Source organism: Paenibacillus sp. FSL W8-0426 (assembly GCF_037969725.1).
GTDB classification, from domain to species: Bacteria; Bacillota; Bacilli; order Paenibacillales; family Paenibacillaceae; genus Paenibacillus; species Paenibacillus hubeiensis.
Map to the genome: position 1 here is coordinate 3773819 of NZ_CP150203.1, position 18450 is coordinate 3792268.

An 18450-nucleotide genomic window follows, 5' to 3' on the forward strand; every position below is an offset into this window, starting at 1 on the left:
AAAAGGCTGCGATGAACGATCTATCGCAGCCTTTGGGCTATTCCAGGCTATCCTTTTTGCCTTTGAATCCTAAAGCGAAAGCTTGAGCATCTCACTCATCATTTTGGCCATTTCGGCCCGGGTAACGAAACCCTTCGGTTCGAAACGTCCATTTCCTTTTCCGTTCAGCACGCCGAGTGCCTGCATTTGCGTGACGGCATCCCTTGCCCATGCAGAGATCGACCCGGCGTCATTAAACGCTGCATCATTTCCGAGAGGCATCGCCGAAGGCTCTGCCTTAAGGACTTGAGCCATTTTATACAGGATGACCGCTGCTTCCTCCCGCGTAATGCTGTCCATTGGCCGGAAGCGCCCGCCGCTGCCCTGAATGAGCTCCAAGCGTGCGGCTTGCTTGACCGCTTCCGTATAATAAACATCCGGTGCAAGATCGGCGAATTGCACATCCGCCGTTTCCGCCTCTCCTCCAAGCATTCTCGTCAGCACAAGCGCAAAATCAGCGCGGGTTACCGGTGCTGCAGGAACAAACCGCTCCGCGTCCACACCTTGAATCAGGTGCTTGGCTGCCAATTGGCGTACGATATTCTCTGCCCAGTGACCCCTCAGGTCCGAGAACGATTTGCGCAGCTCAAGGATCTCGTAGGTTCCCGGATGATCGGTTGTAAAAGTTACCGTGCGTCCGGCAAACGAACCGCCTGCATAGCGCAGTTCCCCGTTCACCCTCTCATAGACGCCGGCGTAGTCCGAATCGAGAAGTTTGGCTTGCTCATCTGTAAGGTTGAGCTGAATTTCCGCCGCCGCATCCAATTTGCTAAGTTTTCTCGACTCCGTTCCCTTGATCAAGAACATGCCGAGCTCATAGGCGATTCCGGTGGAACTCATTCCTTTTTCAAAACCCGAGTTCCCCGGTACCCCTGTTCCAAATGTAATGCTGAGCTGGTCCGCTTCCCCGATCTGATTTGGCAGCGAACGGTGCATAAACGCGATCTGGCTGCCCGGCGCACGAACGACCAAAGATCCCTGGTGTTCCTCGAAAAATTCGCGGAGTGCGGCCGCGTCCAATTTCAAGGTAACAGGCTGCCCGGATTCGGCATTTCCCGGTTTGATCTGAATCTCGAGCTTTCCGTTCGAAGCCCCGGCTCCCGCCTTCCGCAGCAGTTCCGCGCTCACCCCGTACGTTCCGCTGCCGATTGGCGTTGCTATGACTACTCCGTTGCTTGCAGGCTGCTCGGCTTCCGGAGATCCGACCGGTGTGGATATGCTACCACCGGAGGACGGCGTACGGCCGGAATCCCCGCCGCCCGGCTGAACGGTTCCCGGTGGATTCCCTTCGCCCGAAGCAGAACCGGTATGGAAACCCCATATTTCCGAGAACGTTTGTCCGCTGTTCGCATCCTCTGCTTTGGCATACCATTGATAATAGGCATCGTCCGCCAGTCCGGCCCAACGAACCGAAGCGTTATCCCCGCTATCCACGTTCTCCTGCCGGCCGATCAACTGATCGGCATACACGCTCACCCCGATGTAATCGGTGGCTACCCGTTTGGTGGCAGCCTGGAGATTCAGGTCGAGCGAAAATTCGTCTTTGCCCGGGTACTCCTGGGGATCATAAAAATTATAGTCATCGAGATAAGGGGAATACGTCTTGATATGAAGCTTGTTATTCGCCATATCGAACTGCATGAGACGAATGTAACCCAGGCCCCCTTCCGGAGCTCCCTGGTAATCCGCCAGCATCTGGTACACATTGCGGTCCGGAATGCCGTCCCCGTCATCGTCCAGTTGGTCGATCTTAAGTTCGGCATCATGATAATGGCCGGACAATGCCGCGATGACGTTTTTGTTGGGTTTCACCACCTTCTCAAAAATCTGGTCCGCGATCGGCGCACGATTGTTGGAAACGAGCAGATATTCATGCAAACAAAGGATCGCTTTGCGTTCCGGATACATGGAAACCACCTGATTCATCCACTCGATCTCTTTCTCGCCCAAGCCCCAGCCCATATAGACGATAATGAAATCGTTGCCGTTCGCGGAGACGAGATCGTAGTGGCCGCGGTTGTTTTCATAGGAGCCTGCAAATACCGGGCTGTCCTGAAAGCGGGAGTTCCCGAAATATTTGCTGAACTGGGAGTAATCATTGTCCTGATGGCCCACATCATGATTGCCGGCAAGCACCCCGTACGGAATATTTGCCTGCTCCAGCACCTTCATGTTCTGGTCGGCTTCGATCCATTGATATTCCTGATCGGCTTTATCGACGACATCCCCGGTATGAATAATGTACTTCAGCTTGAGCTGATCCTTGTTCTCGGCGATCCACTGCACGTTTTTCCGGTAAATGTATGGATAGTCCTGGGAATAATATTGGGTATCCGACATCCACAGGAACGAGAAATCGTAAGGGTCCTCGGATATCGGCCCGCTTTTTGCCGTCCGAGCTGCCTCCTCCCCGATTCCGGCGCCTGCAATCTCGTCCTGAACCATGACCGAAATCATGCCGTTATGCGCATAATCGCCGGCTTTGACGGTCGACTTAAGCGTAAAGTCCTCCTCACCCGCAATCACCTGTTTCAGGGTAATCCATTTGGATTGCCCCTCGCTCCAGACATAAAGACTGACTTTACGGCCCGGCAGGGACTTCCCTTTCCATACCACGTCCACCCGGTCGCTAGGCTTCACGGAAGGGTCCAGTTTGATTTCGAAACGCTGATAGGGAAAACGATCGTCCGAATCCGTCGTCAGGTACTGCCCGTCCTCCGCCCCGATTTTAGCGTAATCCTCAGCATCCAGACTTTTCTCGCCCGATGGAGCAAGCTCTCTTGGGGGCTCCGTGTCCGCGGTATTCTGGAAACCCGTAAAACCGTGCTTGCTTGTTCCGTCATACAAAAATCCCCGATAAAACGAGACGTCCATCCGATCCCCCGTAGGGTCTTTAACGTTCACCTTCAGATCAACGGTGCTGCCCACTCCGGTTTGGCCGTTTGTCGGCGAAATCAGCCGCGGCGATTCCGGATTCTCGGCAGGCACCTCGAAGCGAATCGTCTTCTCCGTTACGTTTCCGGCCTGATCGGCGGCCTGGATGTACAGCTCGTGCGGTCCGGCAGCCAGCTGGGACGAGCTCGTCTCGATCGGGAGCCGAATCGGCTCTCCATCAAGCTTCGTTTCGACCTTGGCAACCCCGGAGAGGGCATCGGTGACTTCCGCTTGAATCGTAAACTTGCCGCGGTACGATTTACCGTCTTCGATACTTGCGGCGATGCTTGGAGGCGTGTTGTCGACCGTTACTTTGGCACTGGCAGAAAACCCGCCGCTAACTGCTTTAATGACATGCTCCCCATCCGACTCTTGCACAGTATCCCAGAGCCAGGACTTGGCCGCAAACAGGCTTTCGGGGAGCGTAAAACGGAACCCGATCGCTTCATGCTTTCCTGCGGAGTCGCCCATTTTGATCTCCACGTCCCGCTTGGCATAAGCCGGGTCCATGATTTCGGTACCGTCGGCCAAAACAAGTCGCACGTTTTTGATCTCGAAATCATCCTTGTTTTCCTCTACCCGGTCATCAAACGGACCGGATTTGGAACCTGCCCGAATATAGATCGTGTTGTCCTCGCCCGGCTTGAGGCGGCTGGCTTCGATCGGAAAGCTAAGCGTCTGGTAGGATGTAATCGGGTCCAGGAAGGTATATAGAATGGTTTCGTCCTTCAGTTCCTCGGGTCCCATCGTGATCGCATTTTTGAAGTAATAGTCCACGTTTTTAACATCGAACACAAAATAAGCGTCATGCTCCAGCGCGGTTCCCGTCGGCGTCGTGACTGGCTGCCCGTCCATTTCAAAGATAACGCTGTCCGGATTGCCCGTCTTGGCCGTGCCTTTGATCGTTTTCGTACCGCTGACCAGATCGCCATCCTTCACGTTTAAACGCAGATCGGATTGATCGGGCCCGCCGGTAATATCCACCTTGTACTTCGGCGATGTCACTTCGTTAAACCCATCGGACACGATGTAGTAGTACTCGATGGTTTTTCGTCCAATCAGGCCCGCCGCATAAATGGTGTGGTGATAGTGCAAATCACCGTAGTCCTCGGTAAGCTGGTACGGAATATAATCGGATTGTTTGTCGGATTTCACGTACAAAGTCACGGATGCGACCTGCTGGTCATCCTCTGCCCAGGCCTTGATCTCGAAGCCTTTGCTTTGGTCCGTCGCCGTGATTCCCGTCCGGTCCTCGAGAGTCGGCGGCACGGTGTCGATCACGACAGTAACCGGAACATCGGGGACTTGCTTGGCTTCCAACGCGCCGGGGCCGGGGAATAGGGTGCCGCTGCCGATCTTGATCATTTGAGTGCTGCCATTGACCGGGTATTTATATTGGAGTCCGGTATTTTCCTTCGTTTCCGTTTTACCGTCCTCGTACACGGTATCCGCATCATAATAAGCAGCAGAGATTTCCTTGCCGGTATTCGTTTTCACCACAAATCCGCGTTTCCCCGAGTTGGAAATGCCTCCTGCCGCAACTTTAAACAAATTAACGTTTTCCTGCAGATCCGTCCCGTAGAATTGGTTAAAATCGGCGACCGTCAAATGCGGGATGCTGCTGTTGATGATCCAGAAGACGACAGCTTGCCTGGAAGGAATCACAAAGTCCTGTTTATCCGGAGACCATATGACATCCGCTGCCGGTCCTTTATCCGTGTAACGGTAATACAGCTTGTAGTTCCGGAAATCGATGTCCTGATCCGAATTGTTGTAGATTTCCACGAATTCATAGCCATCGGCTCCATTGACATTCGTGGTATTCGGAACGACCTCCGTCACCAGCAGCTGCGGAGCCTTTTGCGGGTCAAAGGCCGGAACATTGCGGATCTGCACCGTATAGGAATCGGTGATCACCGACTTCCCGCCGCTAACCGCTTGAATCCGGTAGTCCAAAGAGGGCTCGACGAGCTGTTCCGCCGGGATCGCAGCAGCATATACACCGCCCTGCGGTTTCATCGCCACGACCGTAAACTTGGATTGCGAAGCGGTTTTATATAGAAGATTCACAGTAGAATCCGCCGGCTCCGCTCCGGCATGTTCCAGCGACGCATCAATCGTCAAATCCGCCGCCGCGTCCGCCGCGGTTACCGGTGTATGCTTAATGAGAAGGCCAAGGTCGGCCTCCCCCGGGGCTTCCGTTTGCTCCTTCGTTACCTTTCCCGGCGTTGCCGGAAGTGTCCCCGGCCCGTCCATCATGATCATGTCGACGCTGCCTGCCGCAGGGTGCCGATAAAAGATTCCCTTGTTCGGCTGCGTCTGTTCATCGTTCTGATACGAGGCCGAAACCAGCGTCATGCCCGAAGCAGCCAGGATCTCAAGGGTTCTTCCGGCGCCGTTGGCCATTCCGCCACCTCCGTCGATCCGGAACAAATCCGAGCCTTCCGTCAACTGGGTTCCGTAGTTTCGGTTAAAATCGTCGACGGTCAGATGGTTGTTGCTGCCGTTCATGACCCAGAGCACGATGGCTTTTCCAGCCGGAATGACCGCTTGGGAGCTGCCTGTAAGCGGCCACTCCACATTCGTATTATATCGGAGCCTGAAGTCTGCAAAATCAAGCTCTCGCCCGCTATTGTTGTATACTTCCACGAATTCGTAGGCGTCGGCCGAGTTCACGTTATCACTGTCCGGCACCAATTCGGTAATCAATATATCCAGCGGTGCCGACATGTCGGGCTGCGACTGGCCCGTGATCTGTACCGCATACTCGCTGCTGCGTACCGGCACGCCTTCCCCTTCGCGAGCTTCGAAATAATAATTCAGGCTGCCTCCGACGATCTGGTTGCCTTCAATAGTTGCAGCATATTCCTGCCCGCCAATATTCGTCAAAACCACTTCTTTCGGCGTTTGATCATCCACCCTGTAATACACCGAAGCGGTTACCGTGGTCTGCCCCCCCGAGATTTGGGCGGATAATGTCAAAGGCTGCCCCGACGCATGGGTAGCCACTGCGGGCGTATGTACAATTTGCAAGCCTTGAGCTGCCGTGCTCTCCGCTGTCCGGTCGGCTTCAGCCGCGCCCGTTTCTTGAAGAACGTACGGAAGGCTGGGATCCGCATATCCGGCAGGGGCCGCAAGCCCAAACAGCATTCCGGTAATCGCCGTGATCGCGCCCCATTTTTTCAGGTTCACTCGGTTCAAATTCCTTGCACCCTTTCTGCTTTTACTTTTTTTTGGATTTTTTTGTGCATAGGTACTTTGAAAAATATACATTTGTTTTGTAAACGCATGATAATACGAAGGTAAATTCAAGTCGCACCCTTCAAAAGGGATGCCGCCTTGAGACAACGTTTCAGTAGTAAAAACAAACCACCGGTATCAAAAGCATACCGGTGGTCTTATGATTCACGCCAAACTGGGCCCTGTTTTAACTCAACATAATTGCAGATGAATTTTCGCTCCCTGGTGGTTTGGTTCCAACTGCAGCGCTTCATTGAATCGTTTCTTCGCTTCTTCTTTATGACCAAGACCAAGCAACCCAAGCCCGAGCATGAACAAGCAGTGCGTTTGATTTCGCTTGTTCAAATCATCTTCAAATACCAGAAAATCGGGTAAGGATACGGCGAAGTAATCGATTTTAACATCATCAAACCAATGTTTTTCTGCAAAATCGATCAGCTTGTTAAAGCGTCGTTTTGCTTCTTTTGAATTGTTCAGTCGATCCCAAGCAAGGCCTTGATAAAAAATCATCTCTGGCGGCTGGTCATTATAATACATCGCACTAGCCGGTTCCTCCAGCCCCTCTGAAGCGAGCGTCCAGTGATAGACGGCCTCTTTTGGCTGTCCGAGTCCCTGGTAGGCAATACCCAACTCATAATGAATATTGTTCTCCTGCGCGCCTTCAAGTTTGCCTTCACCCAGATTCTCCGGATATTGGAGTGCTCGTTGAAGCAGCGAAACGGCATCTTGATAAGATTGGCGTTTATTCTCTTGCTTGGCGAGCTCAACTAGTGCAAGCGTATATTGTCCTGTCGCTTTTCCCTCTCCGCCTTCCCAAGGATGGAAACGACGACTTAATAATGACGACAATGCTTCATGATGTTGGCCTAATGTATTCAGCAGCGTAACATATTCGAGATATAGGTCGTCGCGATGTTCTACAAGGTTCATATGCTTCTGAAGCTTCGTTAATCGTTCTTGTGCAGGAACGCCCGTTTTTTTATGCAGCTGATCGAGCTCGTAAAATACTCGGGCATCGTTAGGATTACATTCGAAAGCCCGGTTAAGCGACTGCAATGAAGCCTCGGCATCGTTGCGTTTATTGTAGTAAGCCAGCGCAAGATTGCGGTGGGCCGTGGCGAATTGCTGATCCAGGCGGACGGAGGTCTCCCAATGTTTTATGGCATCTTCCGCCCGTTTTTTATCATAGTAGAGGTTGCCCAAGTAATAATGAGCTTTGCTATCCGATGGATTTTTATCGAGCGTGTGAAGCAATACGCTTAACTCGAACAAGCTGTTCGGGAAACAGTAATCAGGTGCAGCTGCACTCCCAAGCTGACGTTCATGTTCCGCTGTTTCGCTTTGTCCCATTTTGTCATAAACAAATGCAAGTGTGTAATGAAGCATTGGATAAGCCTTTTCATTTTGGATGGAACAAATCTCTTCCAACACACGGGCTGCTTCCGCGAACAAACCACATCCCGTATAATCCGAAGCCAGATTCAAGTAATTATGAGCGTCATCCCTCATAAATCGGCGGAGCTCCGAACGCACCAGTTGAGCCTCTTCGTTTTTTCCCATGGCTTCGAGAATCATGAATTTCTCATATCTGGCTCCGAAATCGGCAATATCCATCGTCAGCGTTTCGTCCGCAAATGCAATGGCTTCCTCATGACGGTCCAACTTGCGAAGCAGCGCGGTTTTGAGCAGCCTTGATTTGTAGTTTCTTGTATTTCGAACCAATGCACGTTCTACCAGCTCCAGCGCTTCCCAGAACGCTCCCTTTTCGCATGCGATCTGGCTTAATGCATAGTAGCCGCTATCCTGGTACGCTGCCGACCAAACTGCCTTATAAAACGCCTTAAATGCCTCTTCATTCCGTTCTTGAAGCCGGAGAGCCAGGCCAAGTTGGTAGTAAGCTTCGCTATCATACGGATTGGGATTCCGCCAGGTCAATGATTCGATTGCCGTACGGAAGTGTGTTTCCGCCTTTTCCAATTCCCCTCTTCGAAGCATCAGTGTGCCATAAGCGACATTGAGCCGAATGTCAGAAGCATCTCTTCTTAATCCCTCTTCGTAATAGGCTTCCGGTTCGAACGTGGCATGCCGGTACTGCTCCAAATGAAGGCCGGCAAGATACAACTGTTCTGTGCTCCTCAATTCTTCCGGGAGAGGAAGCGGCTTGGCAGCATCCGGGATTTGTTCGATGGAAGGTTTCGCCGGCTTGTAGCTGATGAGCAAACTCTGTTCGGCATTCCGTACGGTTAGGAGCAAATCATGCGGTTGATCCCCCTCGTCCAACGTAACGACGGTTTTGTAAGTGGATTCTGGAGAAAGTGTGACTCGATCATCTACATACGTACGCTTACGACCCTTTAGTTCGATGGTCGCTCCTTCAAAGACGGATGTAGCATAGGCCATTACCGTCGCAACGCGGAGCGTTTCATCTACCTCCAAATTCACTGCCGCATCAATGGAGGCGTTTTTGACGACGCCGATGTTTTTGTACGGCATGAAATACTGGGTGAACGACTTTTCTTCGTACGGCTGGAGCCATGTAAAATCAGGCTGGTTGTCCGTGAATACGCCGGTCATCAACTCGATGTAAGGTCCGTCTTCGTCCGTCAGGCTTCGGTCCCAGGCTTGACCGAATTCCCCGTTGCCCCAAGTCCACTGCTTTTTGCCCGGGGAGACATGATGATTGGCTACGTGCAAAAGGCCAGCTTGAACACTGTGGTCGTACCCTCCCACAAAGTTATAGTCGGATTTGTATGCCATATAGGAAGTCGGGACCGGAATATTTTTGTACCTGGAAATGTCGACGCCCTCGGAATAATCCATTTTGTAATATGTCCCTGTAGCAATCGGGAATCTGGACACATCGCGTTTTCCATGGTCGAATACTGCCGTTACATCAGGAGGAAATACCGTTTGCGTATGATCATTGACGGCGACGGCCGGATTGGCCCACCACAAAAACGTTTGCGGCTCCGACGTACGGTTGTACAATTGCGCTGTAATTTCGATATAGGCCTTGCCTGGATGCAAGGTGAAACCTGTCGTTACTTTTGTGCCGTACATTCGATCAATCTCACTGACCCAAACGGTCGCGCTGCCGTCTTCATTCTCCGTTATGGTGTGCTGCACAGGTCCAAATGTGTTCGGTCGATGATGCTGCGGCCAGTTAAACTCGATGCCCCCTGAAATCCAGGGACCCGCAAGCCCGACAAGCGCCGGTTTGATGACGCGATTATAGTATACGAAATCATAATTGTTCGTTTTATCTAATGCACGGTAGATCCGGCCACCGATCTCAGGCATGATTTCGACTCGAACGTATTCGTTTTCAAGAATGGCCATGCCATATGACTTTGTTTCTTTCTCATCCAATATTTTATCGATGACCGGAAGCGGGTAAACTCGTCCAGAGCTCCCCTGATACACACGCTTCTCCAGAAACATTGGATTTTTGTCCGGTTTACCCGTTCCGTACGTGGGGATTTCAACTTGTTCCTCCCAAACCCGAACCTTACTCGAAACAGCCGATGATGGCTCTTTTGTGCTCATTGCGTAATCCTCCTTTGTGTTTATAGGTTAAATTTAACGGCTCTACCCCCTTTATACAATTGACGAAAGTCGGTAGTTCATGGATTATATTCTTACAATAGGTTTATGAATTCCCCTTTTGGATAAGGGAGTGTATGATATTATTGAAGGATATTCTGATACAAAGGCGGAGATACGTATGCTTGGGGCAGATCTGAATTTGAAGTCCGACGGATTCGAAGAAGAAAAGATTTTTATACAGCCTGAATTTATGCTCAAGGAACTACAGAATGACGCATTAACAAGTCATTTTCATGTAAGCGATATCGGATTTTTTCCAGAAGCAAAATTTCATTACAGAGAAAGGCCAAAGGGTTGTGAAACTCATATTCTCATATACTGCGTCAAGGGCGAAGGCTGGGTGGAAACGAACAGAACCGTTCAAATTCAACCTCGGCAGCTTGTCGTTATTCCATCGGAAACCCCGCATCGCTATGGTGCCTCTAATGAAAACCCGTGGTCCATTTATTGGATGCACCTTACAGGGACAGACGCCGAATCTCTGATCCGAGCCTATTCCCTGAACGTCGGACCTCTCCCTTTTACATTGAACTTGCACTCCCGGTGGATTGAAGATGTTGAACAATGTTATGCCTTGTTGTCGGATAAACCGTACGCCATGAACAATCAGATCTATGTGTCACAGTGTATCCGGCACCTCATTAGTCACGTCGGCTTTAGTTTGATGCATTCGCTTCAAGACAATAAAAACGAACGATATCTGGAACAGGCCGTGCAATACATGACGGAGCGGCTGACGGAGTCCCTTTCGCTTCCCGATTTGGCAAGTCATTTAGGGTTATCCAAACAACATCTGATCTACCTGTTCAACAAGGAAACCGGCGTGCCTCCTATTGAATTCTACCTCAGACTTAAAATGCAGCGTGCTGGACAAATGTTGTCCTTAACCTCTAAAAGCGTCAAAGAAATTTCCGGAGCTGTCGGTATGAAGGACCCCTATTATTTCTCCAGATTATTCAAAAAAATAATGGGATGCTCCCCGACCGAATATCGGAGCATCCCAAAAGGTTGATATAACATATAAGAAATGAAGACAACCGTATCACGGAACCAAGTTATCGGTGAAATAACCGACATAACTGGTTAATGAACCGCTCGTCACCGAAAATCCGGTAGGTCTTTCAACATGTAAACGAATGTCATCCCATCTGGTCTGAGGGATGTCCATAAAATGTAATACGCATCGCTCTCCAGGTTCCAACTCGGGAATTTCTTGTTCATAAAAATCACCGTGTGGATCAATAAGCCTTAAAGTATATCCAGATGTCCTATAAGATGGGATGTCATCCGAAGTTTCTATAGTTACTGCCACCTTACCCGCACCATTTTCCAAATTTACGGCAACGCGAATCGGGGAAGCCAATTGACGCAGGGCTTCATATGAAGGCTTGGGCGTGCCATCCAAAGTCATGGAACCGTGTACACGTTGGCGCAGCATGCCTTCCCCTGCTTCGCCCATCTGTGTCCGATAATCGTTCAGACTGAAATAGATAAGGGCAGCAATCCCAGGGTGTTTCCGGTATTCCGTCGTGTTGTCCGTCAGGATTTGCTTTCGTCGTTCGTCTCCACCCTCGTAAGCAGGTTCACATAGTCCATACTCGGCAACGATCACAGGTTTATCTTTATGAGCCTCTGTAATGGTTCGAATCACCGCGGGTCTGTCCAAATCGCCGTGCCACGTTCCAATGTAATCATTCCACATGATAACATCGCCTACACCCGTCGCATCCTGGGAGGGATTTTCATGCACCGTATTGGAAACGTAGTTCATAAATCGGGTGTCATCCAGTTCGCGAACAAGCGTTTTTAATTGTTCAAAATAACGGACCGTGACCGCAGATTGCCCGTTTACCTCGTTGCCTAGCCCCCAAGCATAGATACATGGATGGTTGTAGTGTCGATGAATCATTTCCTGGGCATGCTGCATGGAGGTCTGGAGCCATTCGTCGTCAGGATCATGCGGCGTTTGCCAGTGGGGAATCTCCTCCTGTACTAATAAACCGTTTCGATCACACCATTCCAGCAGCTTGCGATCTTGCTGCCAATGAAAACGGGTGATGACGCAATTGGCTTCTTTAATATGTCGGAGCATCTCTTCAAGTTGGCTCGACGTTTCAGCCATCCCTCGATCCGGATGTGATCCAGGCATCCATTCGACCCCCATAAGACGCACCGGCTCTCGGTTAAGCAGCAGTGTACTTCCTTCTGAACGAATCTCTCTGAAACCAACCTCAATCGATACCTCATCCGAGAGTATATCCCCCGAGTATAAAGCAAGATCCACCTTGTACAAATGAGGATGGTCGAAATGCCACAATTTTGGGCTGTCCACCTTGATATCTTTAAAGCGTAAAATGCCTTTGTTGCTAAGGATCTCCCATTGCTCTGAAATTTGTGCGCCATCTTCACTCGCTGCGGTCACGACAAGCCTTAGAGAGGTGCTATTCGCCGCCTCCCCACTCTCCCACAAATGAATCTCGCCTGATAATAAACCGTACGGAGAGCAACGCCTGTCTCCTTCTTCGTTAAAGACAGGAACGGCCTGGATTTTGGCATAATCGATCGCTGCGCGACCGCTAACGATAAGCGATACGCCGCGTATAATTCCGCCATCGTCCGCCCAATCAAAGCTATTCCCTACGGGTAGGGCTGTCTGACTGTTCTCATTATTTGCCGATACCACAATCCTGTTGTTTTCTCCAAAGATGATGGCGCTTGAGATGTCTAAAACAAACGCGGTGTAACCTGAATCGGCATGTTCTCCTACCTTCTGTCCATTGATCCATACAACGGCATCACGATACACCGCATCAAACTGCAGACGAAGCAACCTGCCTTCCCATTCAGGAGGTGCAAAAAAAGTGCGGCTGTACCAGCCTGTGCCACGAAACTCCTGCAAACCCTTTTGCACATTCCATGTGTGCGGGATTTGAATGTTCTCACCCATGGAAGGGCCATGTTCATGCCATTTCAGTTTCAACCCTTCATTCTTTAGATCTGCCTGAAATGTCCAGGATTCTTCCAACGGAATATTTAATCTGCCGTGCATGCGATTTCCCCTCTTTCTCACATTTGTGCTTTATTATAGGGAAGCAGAACGCTCAAAGCCATTGAGCATCTTCTGATTGCATGGACAATATGCTGGACTTTTCTCAGGCGAGTATCACTCTCCCTGCATTCTGCGATATTCGGTCGGAGAGAAGCCGTTGCGCTTCTTGAACGTTTTGCTGAACTGGTAGACGTCAGAGTACCCACATGCTCTCGCTATGTCCGTGACGGAATCACCTGTGTACCGGAGTCGGCGAACGGCATGCTCATTGCGAAGCTGATCCAGGTACTGCTTGGGACTGCACCCGTACCTGTCTGCGAAGGTTCTGCGTAAGTAAACAGGAGAGAAACCCGTCTGCTCCGCCAATTCGGTGATGCGAAACTCGGTGGCAAATTCCGTATCCAGTTTCTCTTTGAACCTGCGAAGAGCCGCTGTTATTCCTTCCTCACCGCTGTGTCTTCCCCCTGCTTCCGCCGCCTCGTGTACCTCTTGCACCAAGCGATACCAGACCGATTTCACTCGTGCTTCCCGCACAAGATCCCCAGGTACCCATTCCCTTTCCGCTTCCCGGAACAGTTCCCCGATCTTCCCCGTACGCTCACTCTGTAAAGGCAAAAGAAAGGGCAGTCGCAGCCGCTCGATCGGCTCCGGCCCAACCCATTCATTCTCATTTTTCCTTAACGAAGCGCAATCGAAGAGCAGCATCGTCATTCGGAGTGGATGCGCCTCGGAAGACTTCATATAAAGAGGCAGCCCGGGCCAAAGGTAGACCAATGTGCCCCCCTCCACTTCCACGTCCCTCTCCTCGCAACGAAAAATCCCCTTGCCGCTGTAAATGTAATAAAAGGTGTGCCCGGATACGGTCTGCCGAATATCTTCCCAGCCTGGCAGCGCCGGCTTGGCGATGACCCAGTGCAGATGCACCACCATATTTCCCAAAGCATACTCCATAGATACTTCCCTTCTTTATTTGTATCATTTTTGACAAATGATTAAGATTGTTTTTACCATTGTCGCTTCATTGCTACGAATGCTAAACTCCGAACATACAGACCATCGATTATAGATGTTCTACTGGAAAAATGAATTGGAGATGATGAAATTGATCCGCACGTTTCAGCAGCATCGACGTAGAGAATGCCAACTGCTTGATGGATTATGGGATTTCGTTTTTGACAAGGATGACATTGGATTATCGGAAGATTGGCACAGGAACTTCCCTTCCAACCACGATCGCATCCCCGTGCCAGCCTGTTGGAATAACGAGCTTGGCAAATTCGACTACGAAGGAGTAGCATGGTACCGCACGTGGGTAACCCTTGATGATATCAGCCATCTGCGTCTACTGTTCCACGCTGTGATGGGACATGCCGATGTGTACTGGGATGGACAGCATCTGGGATACCATTATGGTGGATTTACTCCTTTTGACTTTACGATTCCTAGCGTGACTGCCGGAGTCCACGAACTCGTCGTCCGCACAGACAGTACGCTGGGGACGAACACGTTGCCATACCATATCGTGGACTGGTTTCATTACGGCGGAATCATTCGACCCGTTGAGGTTCAGCGCTTACCTGATGTTTGGATCGAGGGGATGCGCATTACCTATGACATGAAAGAAGATTCCAGCACTGACGTCCAAATCCGGCTCACGCTCCGCTCCATGTCGGATACTCCAGTCGAAGTGCCCGTATCCTTCTATAGGAATGATGAGATATTTCGAAATGATAACGCTTACCTCCCAGCTAAGGGTAGCATGGAACTCGTTGTGGAACAAGCCTGGTCAGACCTCAAGCGATGGGAACCGGAAAACCCGGCCCTTTACATGATCAGAGCCGTAGCCGGCCATGACGACCTTACAGACCGCATCGGGTTCCGTACCGTGGAGGCCCGGAACAAGAAGATTTGGCTCAACGGCAGGGAGCTTTATTTGCAGGGAGTTAACCGCCACGAAGAGCACCCCGAATGGGGCTTCGCATTTCCCAACAAATTGATGACCAAAGAGCTCGATATCATCCTGCAGATGGGATGCAACACTGTACGCGGGTCACATTACCCCCAAAGTGAATATTGGCTCGATCTGCTGGATGAGCGAGGCGTACTCTTCTGGAGCGAGATTCCGATTTGGGGCGCAGCGTTCCCGGCGGAACATACGGACGACCCGCTCTTCGTAAAACGTGCGATGACCATGATGGATGAGATGATCGAGCGAGATCTTCACCATCCCTCGATCCTGTTCTGGTCTGTCCATAATGAAATTGATACACGTTCCAAAGAGGCCTATGAATTGTCCATCAAGATGACAGAGCTTGTTAGGAGCAAGGATCCGTCAAGGCTGGTGGCTTATGCCACGATGCACCCTATGACAGACATCTGCCTTGGACTATTCGACGTTATCGGAATCAACTATTATGGCGGATGGTATTTCGGACATGTCGAGTTCGAAGAGATGCTCGAAATCTTTCACGAGCGCTGCAAGGAATATGGAGCAGAGCAAACCCCTGTGCTGATGACCGAGTTTGGCGGAGCAGGCGTATACGGCGATTCCGGCTGGGAACCCCGCCTATTCAGCGAGGACTACCAGGCGGATCTACTCGGAAAGTCGCTGAAGCTCTTCCGGGCCGATCCGAAGATTAGCGGAACTTATGTGTGGCAATTTGCAGATACAAGGGCTCAACTTCAGAGTCATTTTCCCCACTTCAGAGACCGGGCACGCTCCTTCAACAACAAAGGACTGGTCAACGAATATCGCAAACCAAAGCTGGCCTATCGCGTAGTCAAGGGCATTTATACCGACCATAACGATCCATACGACTGGGGCTCCACATTGAGATGATAAGCAAAGGGCTATCCCTGGAAGGGATGGCCCCTCCAGATCAAAAAACGTCATTCCAAATTGATGAATACCATGATGGAGAATGAGGAGGACGATTTGTTCATGTTCATGTACACGCGAAAGATGAGCAGGCATGCCGTTGTTTTAATGATCTTGGGACTGTTTACGACTACGCTGGCTGCGTGCAGCGAAGGAGGAGCTGAGCCAACAGACTCGTCAGGAGTAGAGCAGAATCAACCGCTAACCCAATTAACGTATTGGGTGGACTTGTTTCCGGATGCTGCTGCCATTATGAAAAGTTATGGAGAAGTAACTGCCTGGAAGGAAATTGAAGCCAAAACCGGTGTGAAAATCGAATTTCAGCACCCGGCACAAGGCCAACTCGGAGAACAATTCAACTTAATGGTAGCATCGAATAAGCTGCCTGATGTTGTAGATTATGGATGGAACGCATACCCAGGCGGCGCACAGAAAGCAATCCGAGATAAAAAACTCATCCCATTGAATGATTACTTGGATCATGCCCCCAACCTGAAAAAACTGCTGGACGATCATCCGGAATGGAGAAAAATGGCTTCCACAGATCATGGGGATCTCATTGGCTTCCCGTTCATTCGTGAGGATGTCACCCAACAAGTGTTCCTGGGACCTGCAATACGCAAAGACTGGCTGGACCAATTAAATTTGTCGGTACCCACGACAATCGATGAATGGCACACCGTTTTGAAAGCGTTTAAAGAACGGGACCCGAACGGTAATGGTGAAGCGGATGAAATTCCGATTCTAATTTCGGCAGGAGAATTAACTTTTGCGGGTGCCTTCGGGACACCTAACGATTTCTACCGGGAGAAGGATACTGTCAAATACGGGCCGATTGAACCCGGCTTCAAGGAATACCTCGCCACAATGAACCAATGGTATAACGAAGGTCTGCTCGACAAGGACTTTGCGACGACGGATGCCAAAATGACCGATGCCAAAATAACAGGCAATCAGGTGGGGTCGGCGGTCCTGTTTCTCAATGGCGGCATTGGAAAATACATGGACTTGATGGCGCAAAGCCAACCGGATTTCAAATTGGTCGGAACCCCCTATCCGACATTAAATCCTGGCGAAAAGCCGGTCTTCGGACATATGGATAATCCCGTTACCGGCATCTTCGCAGCCATAACCGGAAGCAACCAAAACGTTGTTGGTACCGTGAAATTTCTGGATTATTTATACAGTGAAGAAGGAAAACTCATTATGAACTTCGGCAAAGAAGGCGAAACATACACGCTCGTTGACGGCCAACCCCGGTATACGGATGCGATTTTGAATAATCCTGACGGACTGCCGATTTCCCAAGCCTTCAGGAAGCATATTATGGGCGCTACCTCCGGTCCTTTTGTGCAGGATGTACGTCACACGCAGCAGTATACGACCAAGCCGGAACAAAAAGAGGCCATGACGTTGTGGTCAAACACTACACAGGAAAAAAGAATGCCTCCCGTTAGTATCTCTGTAGAAGATAGCAGCCGATACTCCTCGATCATGACCGACGTCAATACATTTAAAGACGAAATGATTCTGAAATTTATTATGGGTACGGAACCGCTTGATCATTTCGATAATTATGTAGAAATGCTGAAAGGGTTAGGCATCGAGGAAGCGATCCAAATCCAACAAGCAGCTTTGGAAAGATACAACAACCGATAAGCAAAGCTTACCATTCCGGAATATGACGAGCATGCATGTCATATTCCGGACATCCGGGAGGGAGAATTTGTGCCTGATTTAGACAGAAACGCTGTACAAGCAGCAGCCAGAATGCCCGCGGAAAGCAAAAAAAGGATCATCATGAGGGACTTGGTTCGTAATCGCTACATTTATTTGATGCTTGTTCCCGTTATTGTTTATTACGCCATCTTCCATTATGGTCCTATGTACGGCTTGCTCATTGCTTTTAAGGATTACGGGATCGCAGATGGCGTATGGGAAAGTCCTTGGGTCGGTTTTACCCATTTTAAGAACTTTTTTGAAAACCCTTACTTTTGGCGTCTTCTTCGCAATACCTTAATGATCAGTATTTATGAATTGTTGTTTGCATTTCCTGCCCCGATCATCCTTGCTCTATTGCTGAATGAGATACGTCTTGTCATTTTCAAACGAGTCGTACAGACGATTAGTTATCTTCCCCACTTTATTTCAATCGTGGTCGTAGCCGGCATGCTTGTTGACTTTGCTGCCCGTGATGGCCTGGTGAATAACATGCTCGGCTTTTTTGGATACGAGCCCATCGCATTCCTGCAGGAGCCGGGATGGTTTCGCTCGATCTATGTATCCTCCGGGATCTGGCAAGGAATCGGCTGGGGTTCCATTATCTATCTCGCCGCCATGTCCTCCATTGATCCTACGCTGTACGATGCGGCTCGTATTGATGGTGCAGGACGTTGGAAGCAAACCTTGCATATCACGATTCCAGGCATTATGCCTACCATAGTCATCTTGTTTATCCTTAATATAGGATCCATGCTTTCCGTGGGAAGCGAAAAAATCATTCTGTTATACAACCCGCTTACTTACGAAACGGCTGATGTCATTTCAACCTATGTTTACAGAAAAGGTATTCTTGGAGCCGATTTCGGATATTCCGCTGCAGTAGGTTTATTCAATTCGGTCATCAGCTTCATTTTGCTCATACTCGCGAATACGATCAGCAAGCGAGTAAGCGAACATAGACTGTGGTAAAGGGGATCGTGAA

At 50.1% G+C, this 18450-nt stretch carries 8 protein-coding genes; 4 read left to right on the top strand and 4 right to left on the bottom strand.

What is annotated here, in order from left to right:
- Positions 1-69 precede the first annotated feature (69 nt).
- Both MKY59_RS16850 and MKY59_RS16855 read right to left on the bottom strand, forming a co-directional pair.
- Positions 70-6165 (bottom strand): S-layer homology domain-containing protein, encoded by a 6096-nt coding sequence (locus tag MKY59_RS16850; RefSeq protein WP_339278418.1) that lies wholly within the window; start codon positions 6163-6165, stop codon positions 70-72.
- A 240-nt stretch (positions 6166-6405) separates the two neighbouring features.
- Positions 6406-9759, bottom strand: a complete 3354-nt coding sequence (locus MKY59_RS16855; protein WP_339272522.1) for a DUF5107 domain-containing protein — start codon at positions 9757-9759, stop codon at positions 6406-6408.
- Between the two features lie 250 nt (positions 9760-10009).
- On the opposite strand from MKY59_RS16855, the gene MKY59_RS16860 reads away from it, so the two are divergent.
- On the top strand, positions 10010-10831 hold the full coding sequence (locus tag MKY59_RS16860) for an AraC family transcriptional regulator (protein WP_339278419.1): 822 nt from the start codon (positions 10010-10012) through the stop codon (positions 10829-10831).
- 30 nt (positions 10832-10861) lie between these two features.
- Here MKY59_RS16860 and MKY59_RS16865 read toward each other — a convergent pair whose 3' ends face one another.
- Together MKY59_RS16865 and MKY59_RS16870 are read right to left on the bottom strand one after the other, a co-directional pair.
- Entirely contained in the window at positions 10862-12868 is a 2007-nt protein-coding gene (locus MKY59_RS16865) for a glycoside hydrolase family 2 TIM barrel-domain containing protein (protein ID WP_339272523.1), read from the bottom strand.
- Between the two features lie 114 nt (positions 12869-12982).
- Complete coding sequence (locus MKY59_RS16870; protein WP_339272525.1) at positions 12983-13819, bottom strand: AraC family transcriptional regulator; 837 nt, start codon at positions 13817-13819, stop codon at positions 12983-12985.
- Between the two features lie 142 nt (positions 13820-13961).
- Between MKY59_RS16870 and MKY59_RS16875 the strand changes: the two genes are divergently transcribed.
- From MKY59_RS16875 to MKY59_RS16885, 3 genes are all read left to right on the top strand, one after another.
- Positions 13962-15707, top strand: a complete 1746-nt coding sequence (locus MKY59_RS16875) for a glycoside hydrolase family 2 TIM barrel-domain containing protein (RefSeq protein WP_339272526.1) — start codon at positions 13962-13964, stop codon at positions 15705-15707.
- Positions 15708-15809: 102 nt separating this feature from the next.
- Entirely contained in the window at positions 15810-17405 is a 1596-nt protein-coding gene (locus tag MKY59_RS16880; RefSeq protein ID WP_339272528.1) for an extracellular solute-binding protein, read from the top strand.
- A gap of 111 nt (positions 17406-17516) precedes the next feature.
- Positions 17517-18437, top strand: coding sequence for an ABC transporter permease subunit (locus MKY59_RS16885; RefSeq protein ID WP_339278420.1), 921 nt, complete (start codon positions 17517-17519; stop codon positions 18435-18437).
- Positions 18438-18450 lie beyond the last annotated feature (13 nt).

What these genes read in the sequence shown, in the direction of transcription:
- MKY59_RS16870 (WP_339272525.1), bottom strand. Translation starts at nt 13,819, where the DNA reads ATGGAGTATGCTTTGGGAAATATGGTGGTGCATCTGCACTGGGTCATC.
- MKY59_RS16855 (WP_339272522.1), bottom strand. Translation starts at nt 9,759, where the DNA reads ATGAGCACAAAAGAGCCATCATCGGCTGTTTCGAGTAAGGTTCGGGTT.
- MKY59_RS16880 (WP_339272528.1), top strand. Translation starts at nt 15,810, where the DNA reads ATGTTCATGTACACGCGAAAGATGAGCAGGCATGCCGTTGTTTTAATG.
- MKY59_RS16885 (WP_339278420.1), top strand. Translation starts at nt 17,517, where the DNA reads ATGCCCGCGGAAAGCAAAAAAAGGATCATCATGAGGGACTTGGTTCGT.
- MKY59_RS16860 (WP_339278419.1), top strand. Translation starts at nt 10,010, where the DNA reads ATGCTCAAGGAACTACAGAATGACGCATTAACAAGTCATTTTCATGTA.
- MKY59_RS16875 (WP_339272526.1), top strand. Translation starts at nt 13,962, where the DNA reads ATGATGAAATTGATCCGCACGTTTCAGCAGCATCGACGTAGAGAATGC.
- MKY59_RS16865 (WP_339272523.1), bottom strand. Translation starts at nt 12,868, where the DNA reads ATGCACGGCAGATTAAATATTCCGTTGGAAGAATCCTGGACATTTCAG.